10 protein-coding genes are annotated in these 12,735 nt (G+C 51.7%); 9 read left to right on the top strand and 1 reads right to left on the bottom strand.

The window, feature by feature from the left end; all coding sequences use genetic code 11:
* Window positions 1–75: 75 nt before the first annotated feature.
* From GW591_RS01010 to GW591_RS00970, 9 genes are all read left to right on the top strand, one after another.
* A complete protein-coding gene (locus tag GW591_RS01010; protein ID WP_013574406.1) occupies window positions 76–423 on the top strand; it encodes a YegP family protein in 348 nt (115 codons plus the stop codon).
* 186 nt (window positions 424–609) lie between these two features.
* Complete coding sequence (gene trhP / locus GW591_RS01005; protein WP_013574405.1) at window positions 610–1,995, top strand: prephenate-dependent tRNA uridine(34) hydroxylase TrhP; 1,386 nt, start codon at window positions 610–612, stop codon at window positions 1,993–1,995.
* A 369-nt stretch (window positions 1,996–2,364) separates the two neighbouring features.
* On the top strand, window positions 2,365–3,252 hold the full coding sequence (yegS, locus tag GW591_RS01000) for a lipid kinase YegS (protein ID WP_013574404.1): 888 nt from the start codon (window positions 2,365–2,367) through the stop codon (window positions 3,250–3,252).
* 245 nt (window positions 3,253–3,497) lie between these two features.
* Window positions 3,498–5,060: an MFS transporter gene (locus GW591_RS00995; RefSeq protein ID WP_112151273.1), complete on the top strand. Its 1,563-nt coding sequence runs from the start codon at window positions 3,498–3,500 to the stop codon at window positions 5,058–5,060.
* On the top strand, window positions 5,047–6,060 hold the full coding sequence (gene yiaK, locus GW591_RS00990; protein WP_166859958.1) for a 3-dehydro-L-gulonate 2-dehydrogenase: 1,014 nt from the start codon (window positions 5,047–5,049) through the stop codon (window positions 6,058–6,060). The genes GW591_RS00995 and yiaK overlap by 14 nt, the downstream gene beginning before the upstream one ends.
* Before the next feature lie 191 nt (window positions 6,061–6,251).
* Window positions 6,252–7,466 carry a D-mannonate dehydratase ManD gene (gene manD, locus GW591_RS00985; RefSeq protein WP_013574401.1) on the top strand — a complete coding sequence of 405 codons (1,215 nt, stop codon included), beginning with the start codon at window positions 6,252–6,254 and terminating at the stop codon, window positions 7,464–7,466.
* An 11-nt stretch (window positions 7,467–7,477) separates the two neighbouring features.
* Window positions 7,478–8,491: a Zn-dependent oxidoreductase gene (locus GW591_RS00980; RefSeq protein ID WP_013574400.1), complete on the top strand. Its 1,014-nt coding sequence runs from the start codon at window positions 7,478–7,480 to the stop codon at window positions 8,489–8,491.
* 123 nt (window positions 8,492–8,614) lie between these two features.
* Window positions 8,615–9,904, top strand: a complete 1,290-nt coding sequence (locus tag GW591_RS00975; RefSeq protein WP_015689485.1) for an MFS transporter — start codon at window positions 8,615–8,617, stop codon at window positions 9,902–9,904.
* A gap of 277 nt (window positions 9,905–10,181) precedes the next feature.
* Window positions 10,182–10,736, top strand: a complete 555-nt coding sequence (locus GW591_RS00970) for a chorismate mutase (protein ID WP_112151278.1) — start codon at window positions 10,182–10,184, stop codon at window positions 10,734–10,736.
* Between the two features lie 5 nt (window positions 10,737–10,741).
* Here GW591_RS00970 and GW591_RS00965 read toward each other — a convergent pair whose 3' ends face one another.
* On the bottom strand, window positions 10,742–12,715 hold the full coding sequence (locus GW591_RS00965) for a glycoside hydrolase family 127 protein (protein ID WP_166859956.1): 1,974 nt from the start codon (window positions 12,713–12,715) through the stop codon (window positions 10,742–10,744).
* Window positions 12,716–12,735 lie beyond the last annotated feature (20 nt).

Genomic DNA, 12,735 nt, shown 5'->3' with positions numbered 1-12,735 from the left:
TCCTGTCTCCGCGAAAAAGTTTCCTTTAACTACACTTATCTCTGGAAAATAACCCCTCTGATGGAGATTACCTTTATGGCTAATGGTCACTATGATCTGAAAAAAGCGAAGAATGGACAGTTTCACTTTAACCTGAAGGCCGGGAACGGAGAGATTATCCTCACCAGTGAAATGTATGCCAGCAAAGCCTCGGCCGAAAACGGCATTTCATCGGTTCAAACCAACGCACCTGACGAAGCGCAGTACGAAGTCAAACCCTCGAAAGACGGCCAGTTCTACTTTGTGCTGAAAGCAAAAAATCATCAGGTGATCGGCGTGAGCGAAATGTACTCCACGGAAAGTGCATCGAAGAAAGGCGTTCAGTCGGTCGTGAAAAACGGTACCAGTACCGATATCCGTGATCTTACCCAGCAAACCGCCTGACCTGATTGTCCTGAGGCTGCCACATTCCCTGTTGTAGCCTCAGGATGCAAAAATTGATCTGCCCCCGTAAAACCTCAAATACCCACACGAACTGGCTGCTTTTGATCAACTCAGACGTTACAATTCCGACCTTTCGTCGCCCCGCATCCGGGACGGCCCTGACTTGTGATCAGACTGAGATTGACTATGTTTACCCGCGATTCTTTTGTTCCGGAACTGCTGTCCCCTGCCGGCTCCCTGAAAAACATGCGTTACGCTTTTGCTTACGGTGCCGATGCAGTTTATGCCGGTCAGCCGCGCTACAGCCTGCGCGTACGTAATAACGAATTTAACCACCAGAATCTGGAGACCGGCATCAACGAAGCCCATGCTCTGGGTAAAAAATTCTATGTGGTAGTGAATATCGCCCCCCATAACGCCAAGCTGAAAACCTTTATCCGTGATTTACAGCCGGTCATCGATATGGGGCCGGATGCCCTGATTATGTCCGATCCTGGCCTTATCATGATGGTGCGGGAAGCGTTTCCGCAGATGGATATTCACCTGTCGGTGCAGGCCAACGCCGTTAACTGGGCGACAGTAAAATTCTGGAAACAAATGGGGCTGACGCGGGTGATTTTATCCCGCGAATTGTCGCTGGAAGAGATCGCTGAAATCCGCGCTCAGGTGCCGGACATGGAAATCGAAATCTTCGTGCACGGCGCACTGTGCATGGCGTATTCAGGCCGCTGCCTGCTTTCCGGTTACATCAATAAACGCGATCCCAATCAGGGAACCTGCACCAACGCCTGTCGTTGGGAATATAAGGTTCAGGAAGGCAAAGAAGACGCCATCGGCAATATCGTGCATCAGTACGAGCCAATCCCCGTTCAACAGGTTGAAGCCGCCGAACCGACATTAGGCATCGGCCAGCCGACGGATAGAGTCTTTATGCTGGAAGAAGCGATGCGTCCGGGCGAATATATGAGTGCGTTTGAAGACGAACACGGCACTTATATTATGAATTCCAAGGATCTGCGGGCGATACAGCACGTGGAAACCCTGACCAAAATGGGTGTGCACTCGCTTAAAATCGAAGGCCGTACCAAATCCTTCTACTATTGCGCCCGCACCGCACAGGTTTATCGCCGCGCCATTGACGATGCAGTCGCCGGAAAACCTTTTGACCCGACTCTGCTTTCAACGCTGGAAGGCCTGGCGCATCGCGGTTACACCGAAGGTTTCCTGCGCCGTCATACGCATGACGCACAACAGAACTACGAATACGGTTTCTCCGTCAGCGACCGCCAGCAGTTTGTCGGTGAATTCACCGGTAACCGTAAGGATGGTTGGGCAGAAATCGACGTGAAAAATAAGTTCAGCGTCGGCGACAGTGTGGAAATGATGACGCCGCAGGGTAACGTTCAGTTCACACTGGAAGCGCTGCGCAACAAAAAAGGTCAGCCGACCGACGTGGCGCCGGGTAATGGCCACTTCGTATATGTCGCGTTGCCGGAAGATGTCAGCCTGGAATTCGCTATTTTGTTGCGTAATCTGGAAGAAACCGACACCCGGAATCCGCATTCAAAATAAGGAATTCTTCGAAAACAAGAATTCGATCACATCTATTTTTAGGGTGGCTGGTTAATATGCATTCGCAATTTACTTCGAATGCAAAATAAAGCACCGGACTATACCAGGAACCACCTCCTTGGCCAGCTCAATCTCCCTTGAGCTGGCTTTTCTTTTGGTATTCGGGCAATTCTCTGTTCTCCCATTCAGTGAACAAATAACCTCTTTCCGCCCTCAAAATAAAAAATCATTTGCAGATAAATAAGTTTTTTATTGAATGACTTTAACTGCAATTATTTAATACCAGAAAGAATGCTTCACTGATTTATCCGATAGCCAAATACGGTCATAATCATCTATTGTTGTTATGTATAGATAAAAGGAGCGTACATGACCACAGCACTGCTGATTTTAAATGGAAAAGGTGCAGCCATCGAAGAACTGCGCGAAGCGGTGAACGCGCTGCGTGCCGAAGGCGTGAAGCTGGAAGTACGGGTCACCTGGGAACACGGTGATGCGGCGCGTTATGTCGCTGAAGCCATAGAACTGGGCTGTGAAACCGTGATCGCCGGTGGAGGTGATGGCACCATTAACGAAGTGGCAGGTGCGCTGGCGCAAATCGACGGTGTCAGACCGGTACTGGGGATTGTGCCACTGGGGACGGCGAACGATTTCGCCACCGCCTGCGGTATTCCCCCGACGCCGGAACAGGCGTTACAACTGGCGGTAAAAGGCCGGGCCGTCGATATTGATCTGGCATGCGTCAACAGCCAGCATTTCTTCATCAACATGGCGACCGGCGGCTTTGGGACGCGTATCACTACGGAAACACCGGAAAAACTGAAAGCAGCTCTGGGTGGTGTTTCCTATTTCATCCACGGACTTTTACGTCTGGATACGCTCAAAGCTGACCGCTGCGAAATTAAAGGCCCTGATTTTCAGTGGGAAGGCGATGCGCTGGTTATCGGCATCGGTAACGGCCGACAGGCCGGTGGCGGGCAACAAATTTGCCCGGACGCGTTGATCAACGACGGCCTGTTGCAGCTACGCCTTCTGACATCAGAAGAGCTGCTGCCTTCATTCCTGCGCAGTCTGCTCAGCAATGAAGAAAATAAAAACATCCTTTCTGCCAGTCTGCCGTGGCTCGAAATCACCGCGCCGCACGACATGACCTTCAACCTCGACGGCGAACCGCTGACCGGCAAACAGTTCCGTATCGAAGTGTTGCCTGATGCCATCCAGTGCCGCTTACCCCCTCAGTGCGAACTGCTCGGCTGATATTATCCCTTCTCATTGTTCATTCTCTGTACTGTGATCCATCTTGCAGTACAGAGGAATTCTGCCCTTATTTTTGTGATCCCATCCGATAAAACCCACTTCACATACTTGTATGGTAGAGGTGCATTACCTAATTTTAATCTGCCGATGTCGCTGAATAATTCATTCATGAATTTTTTGCGGGCAAAAACGACGTATTTCTTTTTACGACTCTTATTTATCCGGTGACGGAATGCAGGGGTAGTATGATTAATCACGATAAAGAAAGACCGATATCGGTAAAAAATATGCTGGCTTACGGCGGAGGAGATTTCTTCGGCGGCGGTTGTTTTGCGGTTTTGGGTCTGTGGATAATGTTTTTCTATACTACCTATGCAGGATTAAGCCCCGCAGAGGCCGGTGCCGTTATTGCGACAGCACGTCTGCTGGATGCTTTTTTCGATCCGCTTATGGGGTATGTCACGGATAATTTCTATCGTAATCCGCTGGGTAAAAAATACGGCCGCCGCGGTTTCTTCTTCTTATTTGGTGCTCCGCTGATTATGGTGACCTACATTATTATGTGGGTCAGCGGCATGGGATTCTGGTACTACCTTTTCACTTATATTCTATTCTATGCTGCTTATACGCTGGCAATTGTGCCTTATGAAACACTGGCAGCGGAAATGACATCCAGTTTTAAAATGCGCACCAAACTGACCGGCGTCAGAATGTTCTTCTCTACCGGTGCCGCGATATTAGCGGCCTGGTTACCCGGCCGGATCATTGCCTATCTCGGTGAAGATTCATCGTCATCATTTCTGATTATGGGGGTGATTTTTGGCGTGCTGTTTGCCGTGGTGATCCTGATGCTTTACTTCTACACTTGGGAGCGTCCGATCCTGGTTGACGTCGCTGCGCCGAAACTTTCTTTCCGCCGTGACATGAAACATCTGTTTAAATCCCTGATTTCGACGATGAAAGTCCGCACCTTCCGTCAGCATGTCGGGATGTATCTTGGCGGTTATGTCGCCCTCGACGTGCTCGGTGCGGTGCTGGCCTACTACATTATTTTTGTCCTCGGGCAAAACGCCGTGACCGCGTCGAATGCCATGACGTTAATGACTCTGGTGCAGTTTGTCTGCGTCGCCTTGTTTATTTTCCTGTGTATGAAATTAGGCAACGGGGCTTCTTACCGCATCGCACAGCTATTTATGCTGGGCAGTGTCGGGTTATTTTTAGCCATTCATTTATTACAATTGCCTTTTAATATGGCGCTGCTTTATCTCTCCGTCATTTTAATGGGCGTTGGCCGTTCGGGTACCAGTTATGTTTGCTGGAATATCTACAGCTTTATTCCCGATGTGGATGAAATGCTGACCGGAAAACGGCGCGAAGGGATATTCGCCGGGGTAATGACATTTGTACGCAAAGCCGTTCAGGCGGTGGCGTTATTTGGAGTTGGCCTGTTATTACAGCATTACGGATTTACACCGAAAAGCGCAACGCAACCGGTCGAAGCTGTTTACGGCATCACGCTGGTATTTGGCGCAGGTTCCGTCATTTTCCTGCTGGTAGGGTTATACAGCTCAATGAAATTCCGTCTCACCCGACATAACCATGCGTTGCTGGTCAGTGAAATTGAGCGTCTGAAAGCCGGCGGCAGTAAATACGATGTTACACCAGAAGCCCGTTTAGTTGCCGAGCAACTTACCGGCTGGCCATACGAAAAATGTTGGGGTGATAATAATATTCTTATCCAGACAGAAGAATTATCCCCTCTGACGCCTGATGATCTCTCAACCGGAGCCAACCATGCCAAGAATTGAATTCAGCATGATGCAACAGACCATCTTCCGCGCCCTGCAAAAAGCCGGTCTGGATGAAGAAAGCGCACGTACCTGTGCACGAATCCACACAGAGTCCAGTTGCGACGGCATTTCATCCCATGGGCTGAACCGTGTGGCGCGCTTTGTCGATTACGTTAAAAAAGGCTGGATTGATATTCATGCCCAACCAGCGCTGGAAAAATCTCTTGGCGCCATCGCCATCTACAACGGTAACCGCGGGATCGGCATTACCAACGCCCTGTTTGCCGTCGAAAAAGCGGCAGAGATGGCAAAAGAATACGGCGTCGGCATTGTCGCACTGAAAAACAGCAGCCACTGGATGCGTGGCGGAAGTTATGGCTGGCATGCGGCAAAACAAGGCACGGCCGCGATTTGCTGGACGAATACTGAATCCTGTATGCCTGCGTGGGGCGGCAAAACCCCCCGCGTGGGCAACAACCCGTTCGTGATGGCCGTGCCCCGGGCCAAAGGCCCGATCGTGCTGGATATGGCGATGTCACAATATTCCTACGGTAAATTGCAGGTCACGCGGCTGAAAAAGGAAAAACTGCCGTTCCCCGGCGGCTACGATAAAGAGGGAAACCTCACAGACGATCCTGGCCCAATCGAGGCCTCCATGCGTATTTTACCGACGGGTTACTGGAAAGGCTCCGGCCTGGCAATTGTGCTCGATGCTATGGCCGCGCTGTTGTCTGCCGGATCGCCCACCAATGAGATCGACAAAATAGGCAAAGGCAGTTGTACCGGCGCCAGCCAGATTTTTATGGTGTTTGACCCGACACAACTCGGTGGTGCCGAATTCACCGAACGCATGGCCGACAGCGTTGCAGACTATGTGAATCAGTCCGACCCCGCAGAAAACAGCCGCGATGTCCGTTATCCGGGCCAGACTGCCGCTTCCAACCGCGAAGAAAACCACCGTTTGGGCATCCCGGTCGATGAAGCCGTATGGGATGAAGTGGTACGGCTGGCGGAATAGTTCCCGCTCTTTCACGTCAAATCACGCCTGTTAATAGCAGGCGTTTTGTTTTTAATCCCCGCAACATTTCCCTCACAAAGTGTGATCCTCTCCGGCAAAAAACGATAAACATACTTGTATGGTAGTTAGGATAAGGCGTATTTATAACCACAGAAAATGCATCCTACTTTTACTGCAGAAGGTCGTAACCGATGAAAATCGTGAATGCTGAAGTTTTTGTCACTTGTCCGGGACGCAACTTTGTTACGTTGAAAATCACCACTGACAGCGGACTGACTGGCATTGGTGATGCCACGCTGAACGGCCGCGAGTTACCGGTCGCGTCATATCTGAAAGATCATGTGTGTCCGCAACTGATTGGCCGTGATGCGCATCAGATTGAAGACATCTGGCAGTTTTTCTACAAAGGCGCTTACTGGCGTCGCGGCCCGGTCACTATGTCGGCGATTTCTGCCGTGGACATGGCGTTATGGGACATCAAAGCCAAAGCCGCCAACATGCCGTTGTACCAGTTGCTCGGCGGCGCATCCCGCACCGGCGTCATGGTCTACTGCCACACCACCGGCCATTCCATTGATGAAGTGCTCGACGATTACGCCAAACATAAAGAGCTCGGTTTCAAGGCGATCCGCGCACAATGCGGTGTTCCGGGTATGAAAACGACTTACGGCATGGCGAAAGGCAAAGGTCTGGCCTACGAACCGGCGACGAAAGGTAACTGGCCGGAAGAGCAGTTGTGGTCGACGGAAAAATACCTCGATTTCACGCCAAAACTGTTCGAAGCCGTGCGTGATAAATTCGGTTTCGACGAACATCTGCTGCACGACATGCACCACCGTCTGACGCCCATCGAAGCAGCGCGCTTTGGCAAAAGCATCGAAGAATATCGCCTGTTCTGGATGGAGGATCCGACCCCCGCTGAGAATCAGGAATGCTTCCGTTTGATCCGCCAGCACACAGTCACACCCATTGCGGTCGGCGAAGTGTTCAACAGTATCTGGGATTGCAAACAGCTTATTGAAGAACAGCTTATCGACTATATCCGCACCACACTGACGCACGCTGGCGGTATCACCGGCATGCGCCGCATCGCTGATTTCGCTTCGTTGTATCAGGTGCGTACCGGTTCCCACGGCCCTTCTGACCTTTCGCCGATTTGTATGGCCGCAGCCCTGCACTTCGACCTGTGGGTGCCAAACTTCGGCGTGCAGGAATACATGGGTTATTCCGAGCAAATGCTGGAAGTCTTCCCGCATAACTGGACGTTCGACAACGGCTACATGCACCCGGGCGAAAAACCGGGGCTGGGCATTGAGTTTGACGAAAAGCTGGCCGCGAAATATCCGTACGAACCGGCGTATCTGCCGGTGGCCCGTCTGGAAGACGGCACTTTGTGGAACTGGTGAGGGAGCGAAAAATGAACAGTGTCGTTATTCAGAAACCTGGAAAGTTAGTCATCGAGCAACGTGCTTTGCCGGTACCTGCCGCCGGCGAGGTACGAGTTCGGGTCAGTCACGCGGGCATCTGTGGTTCAGATGTTCATATTTATCACGGTCACAATCCGTTTGCGAAATATCCACGGGTAATCGGCCATGAGTTTTTCGGCCACATCGACAGCGTCGGTGAAGGCGTAGACGTCAAACGTATCGGCGAGCGCGTGGTTATCGATCCGGTCGTCAGCTGTGGACATTGTTATCCGTGCTCGATTGGCCGCCCGAATGTCTGTGCAGAACTGCAGGTTATCGGCGTCCACCGCGACGGCGGTTTCAGTGATTACGCCTGTGCGCCAGCGAAAAACGCTTATGTGGTGCCGGAAATAATCCCGGACAAACTCGCCAGTATGGTCGAGCCGTTTACTATCGCGGCCAATATCACGGCGTTTCTACAACCGACGCCGCAGGATACCGCGCTGATATACGGCGCCGGCCCGATGGGGCTGACGGTGATTCAGGTGCTGAAAGGCGTTTATGGTGTGCAGAAAGTGATTGTCGCTGACCGTATCGACGAACGGTTGCAGATGGCGCAGGCCAGCGGCGCAGACTGGATCATCAACAATAGCGAACGCAGCGTGGCTGATGAACTGGCCGCTGAAGGTGTGCGACCAACGCTCATCGTCGATGCCGCCTGCCATCCGGCGATTTTGCAGGAAGCTATTCTGCTGGCGTCTCCGGCAGCACGTATCGGTATGATGGGTTTCTCCGGCGAGCCCAGCCTGGTCACGCAGCAAAGCATTACCAGCAAAGAGATTTCACTGTTTTCTTCACGCCTGAACAGTCACCGGTTCCCCCAGGTGATTGAATGGATGGAGCAGGGAAAAATCGCACCCGAAAAACTGGTGACGCACTGGATGCCCGCCAGCGAAGTGGAAGCGGCATTAACGCTGTTTGAGAAAGATCAGCGTTCCTGCTGCAAGGTTTTACTGACATTCTGATTTTTTGATTTTTTTTATAAAAGACGGGAAGATTTCAAATATCTTCCCGCCTCCCGTACCTCATATTCTACCTATAAAAACGCAACACTATTAAAACGACACCTACAAGTGGAGCATACATTTATGTTTAAGAACCTACGCTGGATCATCGTATTCTTGCTGTTCTTGGTTTACATGATCAATTACCTCGACCGCGTTGCGCTGTCGATTACTGTGCCTATGATAGAAAAAGAACTGACCATTAATCCCGAACAATTCGGCATGATATTTGGCAGCTTCTTCTTTGGTTACGCAATATTTAACTTTATCGGTGGCCTGGCCGTGGATAAATTCGGTCCGACGCTGGTAATGGGATTAGCCGTCGGCTTATGGTCAGTATTTTGCGGCATGACCGCTATCGCGACCGGTTTTTATTCCATGCTTATTTTACGGGTATTATTCGGCATGGCCGAAGGCCCGATCTGCGCCTCAGCAAATAAGATGATTAACGGCTGGTTCCCGAAGAAACAGGCGGCAACCGCGATGGGCTTGCTCAGCGCCGGTTCTCCCCTCGGCGGTGCAGTGGCCGGGCCGATTGTCGGGTATCTGGCGATTTCCTTCGGCTGGCGTCCGGCGTTTATGGTCATTGCCAGTATCGGGATCGTCTGGATGGTCGTGTGGTTCTTTACCGTTGCCGATAATCCGCTGAAAAGTAAACGCGTTTCACCGGAAGAATTGCGTTTAGTTGATGAAATGAAGAACGAGCATTTAAGCGAAGAAGAGAATATGGCGCAGGCCGCACATGGTCTGGGCTATTATTTACGTCAGCCGATTATTCTGGTTACGGCATTTGCGTTCTTCTGCTACAACTATATTTTATTTTTCTTCCTCAGCTGGTTCCCGGCTTACCTGGTTCAGGCACATGGCCTGAATATCAAAGAGATGAGTCTGACAACGGTTATTCCGTGGATTGTCGGTTTTGTCGGCCTGGCATTGGGCGGTTATATTTCTGATAAGATTTTCAATATTACCGGCCGTTTGTTATTGTCGCGTAAAATTATATTAGTGGTCAGCCTGTTAGCCGCGGCTATTTGTGTCGCCCTCGCCGGTATTGTCACCAGCGTGGTGCCGGCAGTCATTCTGATGTCAGTGTCTATTTTCTTCCTGTATACCACCGGTGCGATTTACTGGGCGATTATTCAGGATGTGGTGCATAAATCCCGCGTCGGCGGCACCAGCGGATTTATTCATCTGGTCGGCAGCGTCTCGGGCATCATTGGTCCGGTCGTGACGGGTTTCATTGTGCAAAACACCGGACGTTTTGACAGTGCCTTTATTCTCGCTGGTGGCGTCGCCGCACTGGGTGCAATGCTGGTGTTCTTCGTGATTAAACCGCCAAAACACCTGCCCGACTCCACTCTGTCTCACAACTGATATTCTGAATACCAATGCTGCTCCCTGCCACAGGGGAGCGGCATTTTTCCCTATTCGCTGATTGTAATCTTACATTAACGCGATGCCGTTCATTCCGGAAGCGCCCTTTCCGCCATCTGCACAATCTGTACCCGGTACGCCATGCTTGCCATACTGCCCATCACTCAAAAGCCGTCAGAGCACATTTCAGGCGTAATGCATGAATCTTTGTAACACTGCGGTATTATTTTAATGGCAAAGTAAATTCCTTATTCTTCCTGACGCAACTGAGGGTGTTATGGCTTATATCATGGTGTTTTTGTCTTCGTTATTTATGGTGGGCTCAGTTTATGCGGCATCGGTGCCGGCCACAGCGATCTCTTCTCTCACAACGGCGATGAACGAACGCATGGTGGATATGAAAGACGTGGCGGCTTATAAAGCGGCAAATCATTTACCGGTCGAAGATTTGGTGCGTGAAAAGAAGGTTCTCTCTCTCGCGCAGGCTGAAGCGGAAGAGGCAGGACTTGACCCGCACTCGGTGCTTCCTTTTATTCAGGCGCAGATGGACGTCGCCAAAGCTATCCAGTACCGCTATTTTGCTGACTGGTTATCGCAGCCCGATATGGGGGACAAACCGAAAAGCCTCGATAGGGTCAGGGACTCCATCTCTGCACAGGATAAGCAAATTTTGAGCGCCATTAGTCAGCGCCTGTTGGCCGGCGGGTTCAGTGAGGAAGATAAATCAGAGATTATGATTCTGCTGCATGCGCCGCAGCTAACCGAAGTGGATAAAGCGCGTCTGGTCCAGGGGTTATCCGGGATCAGACGCGTGAAACAGGCTGAAGGATGACGGTTTTATTCGTCCACCCAAACCCGCATCTCTCCTTCCCCACGATTCGCCCAGGTAAAGTACGGCACAAAGGTTATGGTTTGCGGTACCGTTTGTTGCGCTGGCGGATTGTAACGATACAGTGGCTGCTGACTGGCCTGAACGGATGTCCGGCGTTCGCCCTGTGTCTGCAATAAGGTTTTACCGGCGAACAATCCGCTGCCGGAAATCAGACGGAATTGCGCATCACCCGGCAGGCGGATGTTATGCAGTTCACTGCCGTTGTCAGCCTGCTCAAGGCAATACACCAGCGGCCCGCGCTGCACTGCCACTTTCCCCGCAACATGCCGCAACAGCGCGTTGCCTTTCACCCGCATCACCGGCATCGGCAGCATCATTTCAATGCGATCGCCTTTCTGCCATTCCTGCGTCAAACGCAAATATCCACGTTGCGTCAGGCTGGTCAGTTCAAGCGGGTTGCCATTGAGCGTGACCTGCGGACTGGCGCACCAGTCAGGTAAACGCAGCGCCAGCGTGGCTTCCAGTGGCTGATCGGTATCGATTTCAATCAGCACGCCTTCTGCCCACGGATAACCGCCGGACTGTTTCAGTCGCAACGCCTTTCCGCCGATGGTCGCTTCGACATCACTGCCGATATACAGATTGATATCCACACCGTCCGGACGCTGGGTATAGATGTAATGGCCGAGCGACGCCAGCAGACGCGCAATATTCGGCGGACAGCAGGCACAGCCGAACCAGCGCTGACGCACCGGTTTTACGTGGTCATAAATATGGTTGAACGGAATGCTTTTCGGATGCACTTCCAGAGGATTCACATAAAAAAAATGTTTGCCGTCGAGCGCCATACCGGCCAGCACAGTGTTATAAAGCGCACGTTCCATCACATCGGCATAACGGCTGTCAGAATCCATCTGCAACATGCGGTTGGCGAACATCATCAGGCCAATCGATGCGCAGGTTTCGGTGTAAGCCGTGTCGTTGGGTAAATCATAGTCGGAAGAAAACGCCTCACCGCTGCTTTGCGAGCCGATTGAGCCGGTGATGTACATCTGCCGCTGGGTCATGTTTTCCCACAATCGCTGGCACACTTCGCGTTTTTCCTGATCCTGACTCAACCGCGCCAGATGCGCCACACCGGCATACAGATACACAAAACGCACCGCGTGCCCGATGGCCGTTGTCTGCAAAGCCACCGGTACATGCGCCTGACTGTAGGCCTTATCTTTCACCATCCACGCCGGACCGTAAGTATTCCAGTGCGAGGTTTTTCCACGTTTCTCATATTCGATATCGTAGAAATGCGGCTGTGTGCCGCGCTGTTCAACAAAATAGCGGGTCAGTTCGAGATATCGCGTTTCGGCAGTTTGTTCATACAAACGCATCAGCGCCAGTTCAATTTCCGGATGCCCCGGATAGCCATGCAGTTGCTGTTCGCCCGGCCCGAAAACGTCTGCGATGTGATCCGCCAGTTTGCAGACAATCTCGAGTAACCGGGTTTTGCCGGTCGCCTGCGCATAGGCCACACCCGCTTCAATCAGATGTCCGGCGCAGTAAAGTTCGTGACATTCAGCCAGATTGGCCCAGCGTTGTTGCGGCTCTTTGACGGTGAAATACGTGTTCAGATAGCCGTCAGGTTGCTGCACCGCGCCGACCAGCTCGATCACCTGATCCGCCGTTGCTTCCAGCGCAGGATCCGGCGTTTTCGCCAGCAAATACCCCACCGCTTCCAGCCATTTAGCCACGTCGCTGTCCTGAAAAACCATGCCATAAAACTCGCCATCGCTTTGCCCGGCGGCAATCCGGAAATTTTCAATCGCATGGCTTGGTTCGGCGTCGGCGACGTCATCGTTGAGCGCTTTCCACTGATACGGCACCACCACATCTTTCACCAGTCGCTGATATTCCAGCCAGAACGCATCGGAAACATTCACTTTTTGCAAAGGCACTTCTAAAGAATCAACCGGAGAAAACGGCATACAACCTCCTGAAAAACAGT

The sequence above is a fragment of the Rahnella aceris genome (genome assembly GCF_011684115.1).
In the GTDB taxonomy this organism is placed as follows: Bacteria; Pseudomonadota; Gammaproteobacteria; order Enterobacterales; family Enterobacteriaceae; genus Rahnella; species Rahnella aceris.
The sequence above is the reverse complement of the archived record's forward strand: the minus strand, read 5'-3'. Positions and strand labels throughout refer to the sequence as shown.

What these genes read in the sequence shown, in the direction of transcription:
- manD (WP_013574401.1), top strand. Translation starts at nt 6,252, where the DNA reads ATGAAAATCGTGAATGCTGAAGTTTTTGTCACTTGTCCGGGACGCAAC.
- yegS (WP_013574404.1), top strand. Translation starts at nt 2,365, where the DNA reads ATGACCACAGCACTGCTGATTTTAAATGGAAAAGGTGCAGCCATCGAA.
- GW591_RS00965 (WP_166859956.1), bottom strand. Translation starts at nt 12,715, where the DNA reads ATGCCGTTTTCTCCGGTTGATTCTTTAGAAGTGCCTTTGCAAAAAGTG.
- GW591_RS00970 (WP_112151278.1), top strand. Translation starts at nt 10,182, where the DNA reads ATGGCTTATATCATGGTGTTTTTGTCTTCGTTATTTATGGTGGGCTCA.
- trhP (WP_013574405.1), top strand. Translation starts at nt 610, where the DNA reads ATGTTTACCCGCGATTCTTTTGTTCCGGAACTGCTGTCCCCTGCCGGC.
- GW591_RS01010 (WP_013574406.1), top strand. Translation starts at nt 76, where the DNA reads ATGGCTAATGGTCACTATGATCTGAAAAAAGCGAAGAATGGACAGTTT.
- yiaK (WP_166859958.1), top strand. Translation starts at nt 5,047, where the DNA reads ATGCCAAGAATTGAATTCAGCATGATGCAACAGACCATCTTCCGCGCC.
- GW591_RS00975 (WP_015689485.1), top strand. Translation starts at nt 8,615, where the DNA reads ATGTTTAAGAACCTACGCTGGATCATCGTATTCTTGCTGTTCTTGGTT.
- GW591_RS00995 (WP_112151273.1), top strand. Translation starts at nt 3,498, where the DNA reads ATGATTAATCACGATAAAGAAAGACCGATATCGGTAAAAAATATGCTG.
- GW591_RS00980 (WP_013574400.1), top strand. Translation starts at nt 7,478, where the DNA reads ATGAACAGTGTCGTTATTCAGAAACCTGGAAAGTTAGTCATCGAGCAA.